The sequence below is a fragment of the Modestobacter sp. Leaf380 genome, from assembly GCF_001424485.1.
Taxonomy (GTDB): Bacteria; Actinomycetota; Actinomycetes; order Mycobacteriales; family Geodermatophilaceae; genus Klenkia.
Window position 1 is genome coordinate 125078 of the sequence record NZ_LMQC01000022.1, and the last position, 17392, is coordinate 142469.

The window sequence follows — 17392 nt, forward strand, 5'->3', positions numbered from 1 at the left end:
ACGACGCCGGCCGCCCCGCACGGGGACGGCCGGCTGGTGTCGTGTTCCCTACTGGGCCTTGGCCAACGTCCCCAGGTAGAGCTCGATGACCTTGGGGTCGTTCATCAGCGACTTGCCGGTGTCGGTGTAGGCGTTGCGGCCCTGGTCGAGCACGTAGCCGCGGTCGCAGATCTGCAGGCACCGGCGGGCGTTCTGCTCGACCATGATGATCGAGACGCCGGTGGCGTTGATCCGCCGGCAGCGGATGAACACCTCGTCCTGGTAGGCGGGGGACAGACCGGCCGAGGGCTCGTCGAGCAACAGCACCGACGGGTCCATCATCAGCGCCCGGCCCATCGCCACCATCTGCCGCTCGCCGCCCGACAGCGACCCGGCCTTGCCCTTGCGCCGCTCACCGAGCAGCGGGAACAGGTCGATGACGTAGTCGAAGCGGTCCTTGAACGTCTTCGGGCGCAGGTACACGCCCATCTGCATGTTCTCCTCGATGGTCAGCGCGGGGAACACGTTGTTGTTCTGCGGCACGTACCCGACGCCCAGCTGCACCAGCTTGTGCGCCGGGGCCGAGGTGATGGTCTCCCCGCGCAGCGTCACCGCACCCGAGCGGACCGGGATGAGCCCGAAGAGGGTCTTCAGCAGCGTCGACTTCCCGGCCCCGTTGGGGCCGATGATGCCGACCAGCTCGCCGTCCTGCAGGTAGAAGTCGCAGCCCCGCAGGATGTTGACCCCCGGCACGTAACCGGCGACCAGGTCGTCGGCCCGGACCAGGGCGCCCTCCGCGAGCTTGAGGTGCTCCTCGCGAGTGGCGGCCTTCTCGGCCGGGGACAGCTCGGCGGCCGAGGACGCGGTGTCGGCGCGGGTGAGGTCCTCGCCGGTCTCGTCGACCTCGAACAGCGGCTCGCTCATCGCTTCTCCGTCCCGTCGCTGGTGATCGTCTCGGCCCGGCCGGACCCGCCGGGCACGCCCTCCTCGCGGGCGATGGCCGCCTCCGCCTCGGCGAGGACGCGGTCCTCCTCCTCGTTGGTCAGCGGCGCGTCGTGGTGGGCGCCGAGATAGGCGTCGACCACGTCCTTGTTCTGGCTGATGGACTCCGGCGGGCCCTCGGCGATGACCTTGCCGGCGGCCATGACGACGACCCAGTCGCTGATGTCGCGGACGACGTCCATGTCGTGCTCGACGAAGACGACGGTCATGCCCTCCTCACGGAGGTCCTTGACGTGGCCCAGCAGGGACTGGGTCAGCGCCGGGTTCACCCCGGCCATCGGCTCGTCGAGCATGACGACCTTGGGGTCGCTCATCAGGGCCCGGGCCATCTCCAGCAGCTTGCGCTGGCCACCGGAGAGCACGCCGGCGAACTCGTCCTTCTTGGCGTCGAGCTTGAACCGCTGGAGCAGGTCCATGGCCTTCTCGGTGTTCGCCCTCTCCTGCGAGCGCCAGGTCCCGGGGACCAGCGCCTTGAGGAAGGACTCACCGGCCTGGCCCTGCGCACCCAGCAGCATGTTCTGCAGCACGGTGAGCCGGGACAGCGCCTTGGTCAGCTGGAAGGTGCGCACCACGCCGAGTCGGGCGACCTGGTGCGGGGACAGCCGGCCCAGGGACTTGCCGTCGAAGGTCCAGGTGCCGGTGTTGGGCTGGTCGAACCCGGTGAGCAGGTTGAACAGCGTGGTCTTGCCGGCACCGTTGGGCCCGATCAGCCCGGTGATGCCACCGCGCTGGATCTCCAGGTGGTCCACCGAGACGGCGGTGAGTCCACCGAAGGTGCGGGTGACGCCGTCGACGACCAGGGCCGGGTCGGGCTTGGCGACGCCGACCTCCCAGGGGAGGTCCCTGAGGGCCGCCTGGGCCAGCCGGGCCGGAGCGGCCCGGCCGGCCGGCGCCGTGCCGGTGGAGGTGGCGGTGGGGGTGCTGGACGCCGCGTGGGCGCCGGTGGGCTGCGGGTCAGCGGGCATCGAGCAGAACCTCTCGTCGATCACCGAAGATGCCCTGCGGCCGGAAGATCATCAGGAGCATGATGCCGATCCCGATGATGATGAACCGGGCGAAGGCGACGTCGGTGGCGTCGAACACGTCGTCGAGCTGGAAGAGGCCGAAGAACGAGACCCCGTTGCCGATCAGGGCCGACAGGCCGCTGTCGGAGAACGCGATGATGAACCACAGCAGCATGGCGCCGACCACGGGGCCGAGCACGCGGGCCGCACCACCGAGGATGAGCGCCCCGTAGGCCAGGAACGTGTTGGCGTTCTGGTACTGGTCGGGCTGCACGGAACCGGTGCCCAGCGCGTAGACCATGCCGCCGAGTGCACCGAAGACGCCGCCCAGGACCAGGGACTGCATCTTGTAGGAGTAGACGTTCTTGCCCAGCGCGCGGGCGGCGTCCTCGTCCTCGCGGATGGCCTTGAGCACGCGGCCCCACGGGCTGCGCATCAGGGCGAAGATGAGCAGCGAGCCGAGCACCACCAGCGTCCAGCCGACGGTGACCGTCCACAGCTCCACGCCGCTCCAGCGGGTGCCGAGGATGTCGTAGCGGCCGGCGGGCGACCACGGGGACAGGTCCAGGAAGCCGGTGTTGAACGCCGAGATGCCCTGGGTGCCACCGGTGACCGGGGTGGAGGACACCGACCGGAAGAGCAGCCTGAGCGCCTCGGCCGCGGCGATCGTCACGATCGCCAGGTAGTCCGCCCGCAGGCGCAGCGTGGGCAGGCCCAGGAGCAGGGCCAGCACGACGGCGGCGACCAGCCCGATGAGGACGCCGACGAAGAACGGCAGGCCCCACTGGGTGACCGAGATGGCGATGCCGAAGCCGCCGACCATCGCGAAGGCGATCTGGCCGAAGTTGAGCAGGCCGGTGTACCCGAAGTGCAGGTTCAGGCCCATGGCGAGCAGCGCGAAGAAGACCGCCTGGTAGGCGAACATCGACCGCACGCCGAGGGAGAGGGCGTCGAGGAACTCGTTCATGAGATCAACCGATCCTGGCCCGGCTGCCCAGGATGCCCTGGGGCCGCACGATGAGGATGACGATGAGCAGGAGCAGTCCGCCGACGTACTTCATGTCGTTGGGGATGACCAGCGTCGACATCTGGATGAACACACCGACGATCACGCTGCCGAGCAGGGCGCCGTAGGCGGTGCCCAGACCGCCCAGGGTGACCCCGGCGAACATCAGCAGGAGCAGGCGGAAGCCCATGTCCCACTGCACCTGGTCCGACAGGCCCAGGAGCACGCCGCCCAGGGCTGCGAGGGCGCCACCGGCCATCCACACGACCAGGATGACCCGGTTGACGTCGATGCCGGAGGAGGCCGCCAGGTCGCGGTTGTCGGCGACGGCACGCATGGCCTTGCCGATCCGCGAGCGCTGCAGCATGAGCGCGACACCGACGAGGACGACCAGCGCGATCACGATGCTGTAGAGGTCGCGGTCGGTGATCGCGAACGCACCGAAGTCCCGGGCGCGCTGGGACTGGTAGTCGGTGTAGGCGTTGGAACGCCCGCCGTAGACCGTCTGGATCAGGTAGCGCAGGGCCAGCGAGAGCCCGATGGAGACCACCAGCGCTGCGACCAGGCCGGTGCCGCGCTTGCGCAGCGGCCGCCAGAGCGCGAGCTCGTTCAGCGCGCCGACCGCGGCACCGACGAGGACCGCGACCACCGCCGCGGCGACGAGCGGGACCCCGGTGGCGTTGATGAAGAAGGCGACGACGGCGCCGATGGTGACAAGCTCGCCGTGCGCGAAGTTGGTCAGCCCGGTGGTGCCGAAGATCAGCGACAGACCGACCGCGGCCAGCGCGATCAGCAGGCCGAAGCGGAGGCCGTCGACGAAGAGCTGGACGGCGAGGATGCGGCCGCTGCCGCGCTCCTCCCCGTCGGTGAGGGCGAAGGTGACGGGGAGGCGGCGGTTCTCCTCGACCGTGACGTCACGGGAGGCGCCGTCCCCGGCCGTGACGCCCTCGGGGAGGGCGTCCTCGTCGATGGTGACGGTGTAGTCGCCGGCGCCGTCGGGGAGGTCGATGGCGAAGCGGCCGGCGTCGTCGGTCTCGACGGAGTCCACCTCGTCGCCGCCGGCCGTGGTGACCGTGACCTCGACACCGGCGATGGGGCCGGTCGATCCGGTGGTCAGCGTGCCGCGGACCTGCTCGCCGGCGGCCTGGGCCGTGCCGCTGGGCAGCAGCGCCGCGAAGACCATCGCGAACGAGGCCAGCAGCAGCGCCAGCACCAGGGGACGTCGGGCGCTCGACCACCTGCCGGAGGACGTCCGGTGCGGGCGTGGTCCGGTCCGGGACGCGCCCGGCGGGCCCGTCCGGTCACCGTGCACGAGGGCACGGTGGGGTGCGTGCGTCACTCGACCTCCTGGGCCGTCTGGTGGGGCAGCCCGACCCCTGGGTTCGCCAGGTGGACAGCAGGCCGCCGTTGGTTGAACGGCGCGGACAGTAACCCACGGTTGTTGCGGTTCTGGGTCCTCCGGGACGGTCCGTGACCCAACCGCGACCCGGGGAGCCCGCTGAGAGCCCGGTCGCAGTCGGGGCGAAACGGACGAGCTCAGAGGTGACCTGGGTCTCCCCGTGCACGTCAGGGGCGTGTGCGGCGCCTCATGGGGTCTTCACGAGGCAGGTCAGTCGGGCGCTCGCCGTCGGGCGGCCCTGGTCGTCGCTGACCTCGACCAGGAAGGTGGCCAGCGTGCGGCCGCGACGAACCGGTGTGCAGACGGCGGTGACGACGCCCTCGGTGGCCGCGCGCAGGTAGGAGGCGTTCAGCTCGATCCCGACGACCTGTCGTCCCGGTCCCGCGTGCAGGGCCGCGGCCCACGAGCCGACCGACTCGACCAGGGCGCAGGTCGCCCCGCCGTGCAGCAGGCCGAAGGGCTGCTCGTTGCCGGCCACCGGCATGGTGGCCACCATCCGGTCGGGGTCGAAGTCGGTGATGACGATGCCCAGCTTGGCGTCCAGACCGGTCAGCTCGGCGGGGGCCCAGTCCGGGCGCGGTGTGCTCACGTCGGCACGGTAGCCACCGCGCCACGCAGGCCCGGTGTCCGCGCCGTCGCCGGGGACTGGGGACCGTCGTACCCCCGCCCTAGGATCGGACCCGATGTCCGCTCCGGTCTCCGCCCTCGCGTCCCAGCCCACCGACAGCACCCCCGACGGCTCGCAGCCGCGGCCCCGGTTGCTGCTGCTCGACGGCCACTCGCTGGCCTACCGGGCCTTCTTCGCGCTGCCGGTGGAGAACTTCTCGACCACCACCGGGCAGCCCACGAACGCCGTGTACGGGTTCACCTCGATGCTGATCAACGTCCTGCGCGACGAGGCGCCCAGTCACCTGGCGGTCGCCTTCGACGTCGGCCGCAAGACGTTCCGCAGCGAGATCTTCGCCGGGTACAAGGCCAACCGGAGCGAGAGCCCGACCGACTTCCGGGGCCAGGTCAGCCTGATCCAGGAGGTGCTGGCGGCCCTGCACGTGCCGGTGCTGACCGCCGAGGGCTTCGAGGCCGACGACGTCATCGCCACCTTGACCGTGCAGGCCGTCGAGTCCGGCATGGACGTGCTCATCTGCACCGGCGACCGGGACGCCCTGCAGCTGGTCAACGAGCACGTGACGGTGCTCTACCCCCGCAAGGGCGTCTCCGACCTCACCCGCTTCACCCCGGAGGCGGTCGAGGAGAAGTACGGCCTCACCCCCACGCAGTACCCGGACTTCGCCGCACTGCGCGGCGACCCCTCGGACAACCTGCCCGGCATCCCCAGCGTCGGGGAGAAGACCGCGGCCAAGTGGGTGCGGGAGTACGGCTCGCTGGACGCGCTCGTCGACCAGGTGGACACCGTCAAGGGCAAAGTCGGGGAGAAGCTGCGCGAGCACCTGTCCTCGGTGATGCAGAACCGCCGGCTCACCGAGCTGGACCGCGCGGTCGCACTCGAGCTGCACCCCACCGACCTGGCCGTGCAGCCCTGGGACCGGGCCGAGGTGCACACGCTCTTCGACAACCTGCAGTTCCGGGTGCTCCGCGACCGGCTCTTCGCCACCCTCACCAGCGCCGAGCCCGAGGTGGACGGCGGCATCGACGTCACCGTCGACGACCTGGTGCCCGGTGGTCTGGGGGAGTGGCTGGACGCGCACACCCGTACCGGGCACACCGGCATCGTCTTCCGCGGTACCTGGGGGCGGGGCACCGGCGAGCTCACCGGCATCGCGCTGGCTGCCGCCGACGACCACACCGTCTTCGTCGACCTGGGCCCCGACCTCGACGTCGCCGACGAGCAGTCGCTGGCCGCCTGGCTGTCCGACGCCTCGGCCACCAAGGTCGTGCACGAGGTCAAGGGCCCGCTGCTGGCCGTCTGGGCCCGGGGCTGGGACCTGGCCGGCGAGGTCAGCGACACCGCCCTGGCGGCCTACCTGGCGCTGCCGGGGCAGCGGTCCTTCGACCTGGGCGACCTCGCGGTGCGCTACCTGCGCCGCGAGCTGACCGAGGCCGCGCCGGCCGAGCAGCAGCTGAGCCTGGAGGGCATGGGTCCCGGCGAGGACGACGTGGCCCGCGAGGCCGCCGTCGCCGACGCCCGCAAGGCCGTCGCGGTCAACGACCTCTCCGACGCCCTCGAGCAGGTGCTCGGCCAGCGTGGCGGGGACCGACTGCTGGGCGGGCTGGAGCTCCCGCTGACCCGGGTGCTGGCGCGGATGGAGCAGCGCGGCATCGCCGCAGACCTGGACCTGCTCCACGACCTGCAGTCGGAGTTCGCCGCCGCCGTCGCCGAGGCCGCGGCCGACGCCTACGAGGCCATCGGCGGCCAGGAGATCAACCTGGGTTCCCCGAAGCAGCTGCAGGCGGTGCTGTTCGACCAGCTCGGTCTGCCCAAGACCAAGAAGAACAAGACCGGCTACACCACCGACGCCGATGCACTGCAGTCACTGCAGGCAGCCGCGCCGCACCCTTTCCTGGAGGCGCTGCTGCGACACCGCGACGTCACCCGGCTGCGGACGGTCATCGACGGCCTGATCCCGATGGTCGACGACGCCGGGCGCATCCACACGACGTTCCAGCAGACGATCGCGGCGACCGGGCGGCTGTCCTCCACCGACCCGAACCTCCAGAACATCCCGATCCGCAGCGCCGAGGGCCGCCGGATCCGGCAGGCGTTCGTCGTCGGCGCCGGCCACGAGTCCCTGATGACCGCGGACTACAGCCAGATCGAGATGCGGATCATGGCCCACCTCTCCGAGGACGCCGGGCTCATCGAGGCGTTCACGTCGGGGGAGGACCTGCACACCTTCGTCGCCGCGCGGGCCTTCGACATCCCGATCGAGCAGGTCGACCCCGAGATGCGCCGCCGGATCAAGGCGATGAGCTACGGCCTGGCCTACGGGTTGAGCGCCTACGGGCTCTCTGGGCAGCTGAAGATCACGCCCGAGGAGGCCCGGGTGCAGATGAACGCCTACTTCGAGCGCTTCGGCGGCATCCGGGACTACCTGGACGGGGTCGTCGAGGACGCCCGGCAGACCGGGTACACCGAGACCACCATGGGTCGCCGCCGCTACCTGCCCGACCTGACCAGCGACAACAAGCAGCGCCGGGACATGGCCGAGCGGATGGCGCTCAACGCCCCGATCCAGGGGTCGGCGGCCGACGTCATCAAGGTGGCGATGCTGCGGGTCGAGCACGCCATCGCCGAGCGCGGGCTGTCCTCCCGGATGGTGCTGCAGGTGCACGACGAGCTCGTCCTGGAGGTCGCACCCGGTGAGCGGGAGCAGCTCGAGGAGCTGGTCCGGGCCGAGATGGCCGGAGCTGCGGAGCTGTCGGTGGCCCTCGACGTGTCGGTCGGCGTCGGCCAGAGCTGGGACGCTGCCGCCCACTGACGGGCCACGAGCAGACCCTCGACCTGACCCTCGACCTGAGGGTCAGGTGGGGACGTCGCAGACGAGCACGAGCGTCCCGGGGACCAGCGCTCCCCGGGCCGCCGACCACTGGCCCCAGGTCTCGGTGCGCCCCGGCGTCCACTCGGGCTCCAGCAGGTCGGTGAGCACGAACCCGGCGGCGACGACGTCGCGGACCCAGTCGCCGACCGTCCGGTGGTGCTCGACGTAGACGACGGTGTCCTCGCCGTCGGTCTCCACGTACGGCGTCCGGTCGAAGTAGGAGCCCACGACCGTCAGGTCGGCCGGGTCGGGGGAGTCGGGGAAGGGCCAGCGCAGCGGGTGGTTCACCGATGCCACGAACCGGCCCCCCGGGCGGAGCACCCGGCGCACCTCGGCCAGGGCGCCCCGCGCGTCGGCCACGAACGGCAGACCGCCGAACGCCGAGCAGGCCAGGTCGACGCTGGCGCCGAGGAGCGGCAGGGCCCCCACGTCGGCCTGCACCAGGGTCGGCGCGAGGCCGGTGCTGACCGCCAGCTCACGGGCCCGCGCCAGCATCCCGGCGGACAGGTCGAGGGCCACGACCTCTGCTCCGGCGGCGACCAGCCAGCGCGCGCACGGCGCGGACCCGCAGCCGACCTCCAGCACCCGGCGTCCGGCGACGTCGCCGAGCAGCTGTGCCTCCGACTCGCGCAGGCCCTCCGGGCACCAGAGGAAGTCGCTGTCGCCCAGGTCGGCGCCGTGCTCGGCCAGGTAGGCCGGGGCGGCGGCGTCCCACCAGCCGCGGTTGGCGCGCACCGACGTGGCCTCGTCGACGTCGCGCCGCTCCACGCCGCCGGCCAGCGGGTAGCCGTCGGAGGCCAGCGGGAGCGGCTGCTGCGGAGGGCCGGCGGGGGGCATCCGCGCATGGTGGCACGCAGGGGCCCGACCCTTGGTGGACCGCCTCGGAGCGGGTACGTAGGATGGTGGGAGCGCCAGGGGTCTGTGGTGCGCCGCCCCTCCCCGGGCCGCACGCCCGACCACTCCCGCGGAACTCCCCGGCCACGCGGCCGGGATCGTCCCTGTCCCTCCACACCCCCCGTCCGGAGCACTCGACCACATGACCTCCACCCAGGTCCGTCCCGACAGCACCACCCCTCAGGTCGCGATCAACGACATCGGCACCGCTGAGGACTTCCTCGCCGCCATCGACCAGACGATCAAGTACTTCAACGACGGCGACATCGTCGAAGGCATCATCGTCAAGGTCGACCGCGACGAGGTGCTGCTGGACATCGGCTACAAGACCGAGGGCGTCATCCCCTCGCGTGAGCTGTCCATCAAGCACGACGTCGACCCCAACGAGGTCGTCAGCGTCGGCGACGAGGTGGAAGCCCTCGTCCTCCAGAAGGAGGACAAGGAAGGCCGTCTGATCCTGTCCAAGAAGCGCGCACAGTACGAGCGCGCCTGGGGCACGATCGAGGCCAAGAAGGAAGCCGACGAGGTCGTCACCGGCACCGTCATCGAGGTCGTCAAGGGCGGCCTGATCCTCGACATCGGCCTGCGCGGGTTCCTCCCCGCCTCACTGGTGGAGATGCGTCGCGTCCGCGACCTGCAGCCCTACGTGGGCCGCGAGCTCGAGGCCAAGATCATCGAGCTGGACAAGAACCGCAACAACGTGGTCCTGTCCCGCCGCCAGTGGCTGGAGCAGACCCAGTCCGAGGTGCGCAGCGAGTTCCTCAACAAGCTCGCCAAGGGCCAGGTCCGCACGGGTCAGGTCTCCTCGATCGTCAACTTCGGTGCCTTCGTGGACCTCGGTGGCGTCGACGGCCTGGTGCACGTCTCCGAGCTGTCCTGGAAGCACATCGACCACCCGTCCGAGGTCGTCGAGGTGGGCCAGGAGGTCACCGTCGAGGTCCTCGACGTCGACCTGGACCGTGAGCGGGTCTCCCTGTCGCTGAAGGCGACGCAGGAGGACCCGTGGCGTCAGTTCGCCCGGACCCACCAGATCGGGCAGGTCGTGCCCGGCAAGGTCACCAAGCTCGTCCCCTTCGGTGCGTTCGTGCGCGTCGACGAGGGCATCGAGGGCCTGGTGCACATCTCCGAGCTGGCCGAGCGCCACGTCGAGATCCCGGAGCAGGTCGCGCAGGTCGGCGACGAGATCCTCGTCAAGGTCATCGACATCGACCTCGACCGTCGTCGCATCTCGCTGTCGCTGAAGCAGGCCAACGAGGGCGTCATCGCCGAGGACGACCAGTTCGACCCGGCCGCCTACGGCATGGCCGCGTCGTACGACGAGCAGGGGAACTACGTGTACCCCGAGGGCTTCGACTCCGACACCGGCGAGTGGCGCGAGGGCTTCGACACCCAGCGCGAGGAGTGGGAGCGTCAGTACGCCGAGGCCCAGGCCCGGTTCGAGGCGCACCAGAAGCAGATCACGGCGGCCCGCGAGGCCGACGCCGAGGCGGCTGCCGGTGGCAGCTACTCCAGCGACGCCCCGGCGTCGTCGGAGTCCTCCTCGGGCCCGGCTGCCAGCACCAGTTCCTCCTCCGGTGGCGGCACGCTGGCCTCCGACGAGGCACTGGCCGCGCTGCGGGCCAAGCTCGCCGGCGGCGAGTGACCCGCTGAGGCCGATCGCCTGCTGATCGCATGACCGTGCGCCGTCCACCCCACCGGGTGGGCGGCGCACTGTCGTGCGTGGGGCTGGTGGGTCTGCTGGGCCTCGCGGGGTGCGCGCTCCCCGGGGGCGGGGCACCGCCCGCAGCGGCCACCACGAGCACCACCCCGGCACCCACGACGGCGACCACCACGCCGGCCCCGGTCTTCGTCGTCCCCGGGGCGTGCGCGCAGCTGCTGACGGTGGGGCAGGTGGCCGACGGCCTCGGCGTCCGGCTGCCGGGGACGACCACGTACGTGGTCGGGGAGCCGCAGCCCGACATCGGCCGGACCGCCCGCATCACCTGCGGGTACGGGGTCGCGCCGGCCACGGACACCGCGGGTGCCAGCGACCCGCTGCTGGAGGTGACCGTCTTCGTGTACGACGGTCCCGCGGCGGCCGCCGAGCGTGTCGAGGTGCTGGTGGCCAACCAGGAGCAGCAGGGCGTGCGGGCGGATCCCGCCGTCGTGCCCGGCGCCGACGCGGTGCTGCTCAGCGGTCCGGCGGACACCACGCTGGTCGCGACCGTCGCCGAGCGCACCTACGCGTTGACCCTGCTGCCCGGTCTGCTGGACGCCCCGGGCACCCAGGGGGCCCTGCAGACGCTGGCCGCGGTGGCGATCGCCGCCGGCGATCCGGCGGACGGGTCCGCAGCGGCGACCGGCTGAGCCGAGCCGGGACAGCACCAGGACCCCGGGGGCCGCAGGGCCCTCGGGGTCGTCATCGGCGCAGGCGCGCCGTCCGCCCACGTGGGGCGGACGGACCGGTCAGAGGCTGAGGATGATGGCGAACGCCGAGCGGGGTCGCCCGCCGGCGTTGGTCAGGAAGTCCCAGGTGTGGCGGCCCGAGGGCACCGAGGGGAACAGCGAGCGGAAGAAGGTCGCGGCAGAGCTGCGGGGCGTGAGGCCCTCCAGCCGTGCCCGGACGGCGGGCAGCTCCGAGCACCGCACCCCGCTGGGGGCGTCGAGCCGGTGACGGCCGGGCCCGCGGCGCCGGACGGCGGCCGAGGACGCCTCGGCGGTCGTGTGTCGGGACATGTCGTGCCCACCTCTCTGCGTCGGCGCCCTCGCGGTCGGGGGAGGTCGAGGTGCCGGTGCTGAAGTTAAGTCCTGTGACGGGTGGGACTCGTGCGACGCGCCGGTGTGACAGGTGCGCCCCGGTCATCGACACCTGTTCGTGACCTGGCGGCGCTGGATTCCGGGGGCGGACACGGCCCGGGGGTCTGCCCCCGCAGTCGCGGCGGCAGGTGCACGGGTGTGCCAGGGTCGGGGCATGCTGCGGATCGGGTTGACCGGCGGGATCGGCTCCGGGAAGTCCACGGTGGCCCGGCTCCTCGTGGAACGGGGGGCCGTCCTGGTGGACGCCGACTCGATTGCCCGCGAGGTGGTGGAGCCGGGGACCTCGGGCCTGGCTGCGGTGGTGGAGGCGTTCGGGGCGGACGTCCTGACCGCGGAGGGCGCGCTGGACCGCCCGGCGCTGGCGGCGGTGGTCTTCGGTGACGCGGGGGAGCGTGCGCGCCTGGACGGGATCGTGCACCCCCTGGTGCGGGCTCGGGCCGCTGAACTGGTCGCTGCGGCCCCGGCGGACGCCGTGGTGGTCCAGGACGTGCCGCTGCTGGTGGAGACCGGACAGGCGGGGTCCTACGACCTCGTGCTGGTCGTCGCGACCGATGTCGAGACCCGGGTCCGGCGACTGCTCGGGCGGGGGCTGTCCGAGGCTGATGCCCGGGCGCGTATCGCCAGCCAGGCGACCGACGAGGAACGGGCCGCGGTGGCCGACGTGGTGCTGTCCAACGACGGGGACGAGCAGCAGCTGGCGGTGCAGGTCGCCCGGTTCTGGGACGAGCGGGTCCCGTCGACGCGCTGACCGGCAGCGCCGACACGGCGACGGCCTGGACACGACGAAGGCCCCGGAGCGGCTGCTCCGGGGCCTTCGGTCGGTGGGCGATACTGGGATCGAACCAGTGACCTCTTCCGTGTCAGGGAAGCGCGCTACCGCTGCGCCAATCGCCCGTGCTGTGGTGCTCGGTCCCTGTCCCGCCTCGAGCGAGCCCGGGGGCCGTCGAGGTGGAGACGGGATTTGAACCCGTGTAGACGGCTTTGCAGGCCGTTGCCTCGCCTCTCGGCCACTCCACCGCACACGAGCGCTGGTCTTCCGACCAGCGCTCGGTTCCGAGCGGACGACGGGATTCGAACCCGCGACCCTCACCTTGGCAAGGTGATGCTCTACCACTGAGCCACGTCCGCAGTGCGAGGACAACACTAACCGACCCCTGGACGGGGGTTGCACCGGGGGGTCACCGGGGGGTGTCCTCAGGGTGAACCCGCAGGTCAGGGGGCTGTCCGCGGCCCGTTCGCGGGGTCGCAACGGGCCTCGGTGGGCGTCTGGGGGCCGTTCGGGGAGATCGTGGTCTGCCTCACACCCCCCAGGCGCCCGAACGGGTCGGTGGAGGCAGGGTCGAAGGCGGCCCCCACGACGGCCCCCTCCCGCACCACCAGCCGCAGCAGGCCGGTGGGTGGGGCGGTGGACTCGTCAGCCGACAGCAGGGGCCCGGGGGAGGGGGCGGCCCACGCCCGGCGGTCCCCGCTGGCCCACCACGCCCCGGCGGGGACGTCGCCGGCGCCCAGCACCACGTCGGCCCCGGCCGACACCAGGCGGTCGGTGAGCTCCCGGGTGTCCGCCGCGCAGGCCGGGCTCCCGGACAGACGGACGAGCACCACGTCGCCCCGCCGGTCGGCGACGCCCACGGCCGCGAGCACCGCGTCGGCGAGCGTCGGCGTGGCGAGTCCGGCGCCGATGCCGGCGGCGGTGGCCCCGGGCGCGAGGCTCAACCCGAGGACCGTGACGCCCTGGCCGTCGACCTCGACCCGCTGCGGGCTGCCGGCCGCGGTCCCGTCCCGGCCCGCGCCCACGGGGCGCAGCCCGGCCGCCGAGAGGGCGTCCAGGGTGTCGGCTGCCGTCGCGGCGTCCGGGGTGGCGACGACGGCGACCAGGTCCACGCCGGCCGCGGCCAGGGCGGCCGCGCCGGCGGCCCCCACGGGCGTGGAGAGGTCGGCCAGGGCCAGATCGGCGTCGGTCAGGGTCGCGCCGGCCTCGGGGAAGGGGCCCGCCGGGTCGGTGAGCAGGGGCAGCGTCCGGCCGGCGAAGGCCACGTCACCGCCGATGGCCAGGGTGAGCCCGGGCGATCCGGGCACGGGCACTGCCCCCGGCCCGGCGGCGTCGGAGCGGTCGTCCTGGCCCAGCACGGGGACGAGGACCGCGGTGGCGACCAGCAGGGCCGCACCCGTCGTCGCGGCGGGCAGCCACCGGCGGCGCGTCGTCGGGCGTGTCGCGTGTCGTCCCACGCTGCGGACGTTACGAGCCGCCCGAGGCTCGCGCGGCCTCCTGGGTGGCTGTCCGGGCGCGTGCGCGCGCCGTTGCCGCAGCGTCGTCCCGCGCTCGCGGCCGGTCAGCAGGCCGGTGGCAGGCGGTCCCGAGGCGACCGCACGGAGTCAGGCGGGTCGGACGGGGTCAGGCGGGGTCGGGCGGGGTCGGACGGGGTCAGCGACCCGGGTCGGGGCCCTCGCCCTGCAGCAGGGCCAGCAGCTCGCCGTCCACACGCAGCAGCTCGGACTCGGCGCCGCGGGGGACCAGGCGCTCGGTCTCCCGCAGGAAGTCCGCCACCGCACTGCGGGACAGCTCGAACAGCGCGTGGCCCGAGGGTGCGCGCAGCTCCAAGAACAGCACGTCGACGGCGGTGCGTGCCGGCCACAGCCGGACGTCGCCCGCACCCGCGGGGTGCGACAGACCCGCGTGCAGCAGATCCCGGCCCAGCATCCACTCGACGCCGTCCTCCGCGCCCCCGGTGGGGGCCCCGACCCGGCCACCGAAGCGCACCCGGACCGCGAACGGGTCGGCGGTGTCGTACAGCAGCGTCGCGGGGACCTCGGTCCAGGACGAGGGGCCGACCAGGTGCAGCGTGGTGCGGGCCGTGCAGCCCGGCGCGGGACTCGCCATGCCAGGTCAACGACCCACCGACCCGGAGGTGACGCGATCGGGCCCGGTCGTCACGGGCCACACCTCACCCGTCCGGGGAGCCCCGCAGGCCCCGGTGAACCGCAGGGGCTCCTGCACACGAACCAGACGTGTGACCATGGGACTCGTGACCCGACCTCAGCGGCGAGCGGAGGAGGACTCCGCGGACGCCGAGCTGATCCGTCGCGTCCAGGCCGGCGACCGCGGGGCGGTCGACGACCTCTACGACAGGTTCCGTCGCCCCGCCTTCGCGCTGGCCCGCCGTGTGCTCGCCGACGACACGCTCGCCGAGGACGTCCTCCAGGACGTCTTCCTCACCGTGTGGAAGGACCCGTTCGCCTTCGACGGCGCACGCGGGTCCTTCGGCTCCTGGCTGCTGGCCATGGTCCACCACAAGGCCGTGGACGCCGTGCGTCGCGAGGAGTCCCACCGGCGCCGGCAGACCCGCGCCGAGGACGACCTGCGCCTCACCGAGCCCATCGCCCAGCGCGACGTGGAGGACGAGGCGTGGACCCGGGTGGTCTCCGACCGCGTCCGAGCTGCCCTGCAGACCCTGCCGGCCCCCCAGCGCGAGGCGCTGACCCTGGCCTACTACGGCGGTTACACCCAGCGGGAGGTGGCGGCCCTGACCGACACCCCGCTGGGCACCGTCAAGACCCGCATGCTCGCCGGGATGCGCCGGCTCAAGGAGAACCTGGGCGGTGTCGTCGTCGGCACCCCGATGGGCAGCGCCCTGGGTTCCGCGTCCCTCGAGGGAGGTGCCCGATGACCGACGAGCGACCCCGCCGGGTCACCGACCACGACCGCTACGACGAGCTCGCCGTCGGCTGGGCGTTGCACGCCCTGGAGCCCGAGGACGAGTCCGCGTTCGCCGTCCACCTGGCCGGCTGCGACCGCTGCACCGCCACGGTGGCCGAGACCTCGGAGGTGATGGCGGCGATGGCCACCGACCTCCCGGTCGTCGAGCCCTCCGAGGGGCTGCGCGAGAGGCTGCGCGCCGCGGTCGAGGAGACCGAACAGGTGCACCGCTCCGACGCTCCCGTCGCCGACGCGCCGGCCGCGCCCCGCCCGGCCGTCCCGTCCGCTCCGCGCACCGCCGGTGGCACGGCGCGACCGGCCGACACCCGCCCCGGGTTCCTCGGCCCACGCCGTCGGCACGGGGCCCGCAGCACCGACCGCGCCGCCTGGCGTCGCGTCGTCCCCAACGCGTTGGTCGCTGCCGGGGTCGCGGCGATCCTCGCGCTGGGTGCCTGGAACGTCGTCGTCACCCAGGACCGGGACGCCGCCCGGGCCACCGCGTCGGTCCAGTCCCAGGTGATGGACTCGCTGCTGTCCCCGGGTCAGGCCACCATCGCCCCGATGGAGCACGACGGGCGGACGGTCGCCACGGTCGTCGCCCGCGACGGCCAGGCCCAGGTGGTCATCGACGGCATGACGGTCAACGACACCGCCGACAGCACCTACGTGCTCTGGGGCATGACCGACGGCGCCCCGGTGCCGCTGGGCACCTTCGACGTGGTGACCGAGGGGGTGGACCTGCGCACCGTAGGGTCCGATGCGACCGGCCTGGACGACTACAGCGCCTACGGCATCAGCATCGAGGCCGGTCGACAAGCTCCGTCGGCCCCGACGGACATCGTGGCGAACGGGCAGGTGTCCAGCTGAACGGTCCCGAGACGGCGACGACCCCCTCCACCCCGCCGCCCGGTCGTCCTCCCCGCGAGACGAGCGGTGCGCGGCGGGAGCGGTACGACAACGACGACGTGCAGAGCCTGCGCGAGCGGATCGGCCGCCGTCCGTGGCGGCGCAGGATCGCCGCCAAGAAGACGCTGGACACCGCCTACCGGGTCGGCGTGGGGGTCGTCGGTGGTCTGCTGCTGGTCTTCGGGCTGGTCACCATCCCGCTGCCGGGCCCCGGCTGGCTGACCGTCATCGCGGCCCTGTTCGTGCTCGCCTCGGAGTTCACCTGGGCCGAGCGGCTGCTGGAGTTCACCAAGCGCAACGTCAAGCGGTGGACGGAGTGGTTGGGGCGTCAGCCGGTGTGGGTGCGGGTGGTCTTCGCCCTGCTCACGGCCGCGTTCGTCTACGGCGTCATCGTCGTGGTCCTGCACCTGCTCGGCGTGCCGAGCTGGGTCCCGGGGTGGGTGCCGATGTGGCGGTGACCGTCTGGCATCATGGTCATCGCACTCAGCACGACCGCACCGCAGCCGGGCGATTGGCTCAGCGGTAGAGCGCTTCGTTCACACCGAAGAGGTCACTGGTTCGATCCCAGTATCGCCCACCCGACACGGCCCCCTCCCCGACCAGGGAGGGGGCCGTTCGCGTTCAGGCGGGGCCGTAGACCAGGTGGGCGACGCCGTTGCTCAGCGCCGACGCCGACAGCAGCGCGAGCGGGGTCTCGGGGCCGCCCTCGGGGAAGAGCCGGATCCCGGCGCCCACGGCCACCGGGTAGACGAAGAGGTGCAGCTCGTCGACCAGCCGGTCGGCCAGCAGGGCCCGGACCAGGGTCACGCTCCCGCTGACGTACAGGTCGCCCTCGGCGGCCAGCGCCCGGACCCGGTCGGGGTCGTAGCCCTCCAGGACGGTGGTGTGTGCCCACTCCACCGACGGGGCCTGCGAGGCCACCACGTACTTGGCGCTGTCGTTGAAGAACGGGGCCCCCGGGTCGTCCTCGACGGTGCGGGTCGACCAGGCCGGCGCGAACATCTCGAACGTCGTGCGGCCCAGCAGGATGCCGGTCGCGTCTGCGGTGAGGGCGCCGACCGCGGCGGCCAGGTCCTCGGGGAACCCGTAGGGGAACGTCCAGGTGGGCACGTCGACGACCCCGTCGACGGTGCTGAACAGGTGGACCTTGATCGCGCCCATGGGTGCTCCCGGGGTGGTGGTGGGTGACGGCTCGGTCCAGAGACTGCCGCACCG

At 72.8% G+C, this 17392-nt stretch carries 17 protein-coding genes and 4 tRNA genes; 8 read left to right on the forward strand and 13 right to left on the reverse strand.

The genetic code is table 11. The features are described 5' to 3' along the window. Positions 1–48: 48 nt before the first annotated feature. The 5 genes from ASG41_RS19845 to ASG41_RS19865 all read right to left on the reverse strand — a co-directional run bounded on the left by ASG41_RS19845 (position 49) and on the right by ASG41_RS19865 (position 4979). Positions 49–903 carry an ABC transporter ATP-binding protein gene (locus ASG41_RS19845; RefSeq protein ID WP_200939145.1) on the reverse strand — a complete coding sequence of 285 codons (855 nt, stop codon included), beginning with the start codon at positions 901–903 and terminating at the stop codon, positions 49–51. Then, the gene (locus ASG41_RS19850) at positions 900–1946 is read right to left on the reverse strand and encodes an ABC transporter ATP-binding protein (RefSeq protein WP_056299424.1); all 1047 of its coding nucleotides are present in this window, start codon (positions 1944–1946) and stop codon (positions 900–902) included. Before ASG41_RS19850 ends, ASG41_RS19845 begins: the two co-directional genes overlap by 4 nt. Next, complete coding sequence (locus tag ASG41_RS19855) at positions 1936–2952, reverse strand: branched-chain amino acid ABC transporter permease (RefSeq protein WP_056299427.1); 1017 nt, start codon at positions 2950–2952, stop codon at positions 1936–1938. The genes ASG41_RS19850 and ASG41_RS19855 overlap by 11 nt, the downstream gene beginning before the upstream one ends. A gap of 4 nt (positions 2953–2956) precedes the next feature. Further along, positions 2957–4204, reverse strand: coding sequence for a carboxypeptidase regulatory-like domain-containing protein (locus tag ASG41_RS19860; protein ID WP_056299431.1), 1248 nt, complete (start codon positions 4202–4204; stop codon positions 2957–2959). 373 nt (positions 4205–4577) lie between these two features. Beyond that, entirely contained in the window at positions 4578–4979 is a 402-nt protein-coding gene (locus tag ASG41_RS19865) for a PaaI family thioesterase (protein ID WP_056299435.1), read from the reverse strand. A 94-nt stretch (positions 4980–5073) separates the two neighbouring features. On the opposite strand from ASG41_RS19865, the gene polA reads away from it, so the two are divergent. After that, positions 5074–7827 carry a DNA polymerase I gene (gene polA / locus ASG41_RS19870; protein ID WP_056299440.1) on the forward strand — a complete coding sequence of 918 codons (2754 nt, stop codon included), beginning with the start codon at positions 5074–5076 and terminating at the stop codon, positions 7825–7827. Positions 7828–7869: 42 nt separating this feature from the next. On the opposite strand, the gene ASG41_RS19875 is transcribed toward polA, so the two are convergent. Beyond that, positions 7870–8724: a class I SAM-dependent methyltransferase gene (locus tag ASG41_RS19875; RefSeq protein WP_082557150.1), complete on the reverse strand. Its 855-nt coding sequence runs from the start codon at positions 8722–8724 to the stop codon at positions 7870–7872. Positions 8725–8923: 199 nt separating this feature from the next. Here ASG41_RS19875 and rpsA point away from each other — a divergent pair, with 199 nt between their 5' ends. Both rpsA and ASG41_RS19885 read left to right on the forward strand, forming a co-directional pair. Next, positions 8924–10423: a 30S ribosomal protein S1 gene (gene rpsA / locus ASG41_RS19880; RefSeq protein WP_056299445.1), complete on the forward strand. Its 1500-nt coding sequence runs from the start codon at positions 8924–8926 to the stop codon at positions 10421–10423. A 35-nt stretch (positions 10424–10458) separates the two neighbouring features. Further along, the gene (locus ASG41_RS19885) at positions 10459–11127 is read left to right on the forward strand and encodes a hypothetical protein (RefSeq protein ID WP_157519558.1); all 669 of its coding nucleotides are present in this window, start codon (positions 10459–10461) and stop codon (positions 11125–11127) included. A gap of 99 nt (positions 11128–11226) precedes the next feature. Here ASG41_RS19885 and ASG41_RS19890 read toward each other — a convergent pair whose 3' ends face one another. Then, complete coding sequence (locus tag ASG41_RS19890; protein ID WP_056299451.1) at positions 11227–11496, reverse strand: hypothetical protein; 270 nt, start codon at positions 11494–11496, stop codon at positions 11227–11229. Between the two features lie 235 nt (positions 11497–11731). Here ASG41_RS19890 and coaE point away from each other — a divergent pair, with 235 nt between their 5' ends. After that, positions 11732–12325 carry a dephospho-CoA kinase gene (gene coaE, locus ASG41_RS19895; protein WP_056299824.1) on the forward strand — a complete coding sequence of 198 codons (594 nt, stop codon included), beginning with the start codon at positions 11732–11734 and terminating at the stop codon, positions 12323–12325. 74 nt (positions 12326–12399) lie between these two features. Here the strand turns inward: coaE and ASG41_RS19900 are convergent. From ASG41_RS19900 to ASG41_RS19920, 5 genes are all read right to left on the reverse strand, one after another. Further along, positions 12400–12471, reverse strand: a tRNA-Val gene (locus ASG41_RS19900). A gap of 52 nt (positions 12472–12523) precedes the next feature. Continuing rightward, positions 12524–12594, reverse strand: a tRNA-Cys gene (locus ASG41_RS19905). A gap of 39 nt (positions 12595–12633) precedes the next feature. Continuing rightward, positions 12634–12705 (reverse strand) — tRNA-Gly (locus tag ASG41_RS19910). 84 nt (positions 12706–12789) lie between these two features. Further along, positions 12790–13803, reverse strand: coding sequence for a CapA family protein (locus tag ASG41_RS19915; RefSeq protein WP_056299453.1), 1014 nt, complete (start codon positions 13801–13803; stop codon positions 12790–12792). Positions 13804–13999: 196 nt separating this feature from the next. After that, the gene (locus ASG41_RS19920; protein WP_056299456.1) at positions 14000–14455 is read right to left on the reverse strand and encodes an SsgA family sporulation/cell division regulator; all 456 of its coding nucleotides are present in this window, start codon (positions 14453–14455) and stop codon (positions 14000–14002) included. 136 nt (positions 14456–14591) lie between these two features. Between ASG41_RS19920 and ASG41_RS19925 the strand changes: the two genes are divergently transcribed. From ASG41_RS19925 to ASG41_RS19940, 4 genes are all read left to right on the forward strand, one after another. Beyond that, complete coding sequence (locus ASG41_RS19925; RefSeq protein ID WP_235564941.1) at positions 14592–15242, forward strand: sigma-70 family RNA polymerase sigma factor; 651 nt, start codon at positions 14592–14594, stop codon at positions 15240–15242. After that, positions 15239–16138, forward strand: coding sequence for an anti-sigma factor (locus tag ASG41_RS19930; RefSeq protein ID WP_056299466.1), 900 nt, complete (start codon positions 15239–15241; stop codon positions 16136–16138). The genes ASG41_RS19925 and ASG41_RS19930 overlap by 4 nt, the downstream gene beginning before the upstream one ends. Positions 16139–16236: 98 nt before the next feature. Beyond that, positions 16237–16635, forward strand: coding sequence for a TIGR02611 family protein (locus ASG41_RS19935; protein WP_157519560.1), 399 nt, complete (start codon positions 16237–16239; stop codon positions 16633–16635). Positions 16636–16682: 47 nt separating this feature from the next. Beyond that, positions 16683–16754, forward strand: a tRNA-Val gene (locus ASG41_RS19940). A gap of 44 nt (positions 16755–16798) precedes the next feature. Here the strand turns inward: ASG41_RS19940 and ASG41_RS19945 are convergent. Further along, complete coding sequence (locus ASG41_RS19945) at positions 16799–17338, reverse strand: dihydrofolate reductase family protein (protein WP_056299470.1); 540 nt, start codon at positions 17336–17338, stop codon at positions 16799–16801. Positions 17339–17392: the final 54 nt, after the last annotated feature.

Excerpts from the sequence above, each read along its gene's own strand:
- rpsA (WP_056299445.1), top strand. The coding sequence starts at position 8,924 with ATGACCTCCACCCAGGTCCGTCCCGACAGCACCACCCCTCAGGTCGCG.
- coaE (WP_056299824.1), top strand. The coding sequence starts at position 11,732 with ATGCTGCGGATCGGGTTGACCGGCGGGATCGGCTCCGGGAAGTCCACG.
- ASG41_RS19850 (WP_056299424.1), bottom strand. The coding sequence starts at position 1,946 with ATGCCCGCTGACCCGCAGCCCACCGGCGCCCACGCGGCGTCCAGCACC.
- ASG41_RS19945 (WP_056299470.1), bottom strand. The coding sequence starts at position 17,338 with ATGGGCGCGATCAAGGTCCACCTGTTCAGCACCGTCGACGGGGTCGTC.
- ASG41_RS19845 (WP_200939145.1), bottom strand. The coding sequence starts at position 903 with ATGAGCGAGCCGCTGTTCGAGGTCGACGAGACCGGCGAGGACCTCACC.
- ASG41_RS19925 (WP_235564941.1), top strand. The coding sequence starts at position 14,592 with ATGGGACTCGTGACCCGACCTCAGCGGCGAGCGGAGGAGGACTCCGCG.
- polA (WP_056299440.1), top strand. The coding sequence starts at position 5,074 with ATGTCCGCTCCGGTCTCCGCCCTCGCGTCCCAGCCCACCGACAGCACC.
- ASG41_RS19855 (WP_056299427.1), bottom strand. The coding sequence starts at position 2,952 with ATGAACGAGTTCCTCGACGCCCTCTCCCTCGGCGTGCGGTCGATGTTC.
- ASG41_RS19930 (WP_056299466.1), top strand. The coding sequence starts at position 15,239 with ATGACCGACGAGCGACCCCGCCGGGTCACCGACCACGACCGCTACGAC.
- ASG41_RS19890 (WP_056299451.1), bottom strand. The coding sequence starts at position 11,496 with ATGTCCCGACACACGACCGCCGAGGCGTCCTCGGCCGCCGTCCGGCGC.
- ASG41_RS19875 (WP_082557150.1), bottom strand. The coding sequence starts at position 8,724 with ATGCCCCCCGCCGGCCCTCCGCAGCAGCCGCTCCCGCTGGCCTCCGAC.
- ASG41_RS19920 (WP_056299456.1), bottom strand. The coding sequence starts at position 14,455 with ATGGCGAGTCCCGCGCCGGGCTGCACGGCCCGCACCACGCTGCACCTG.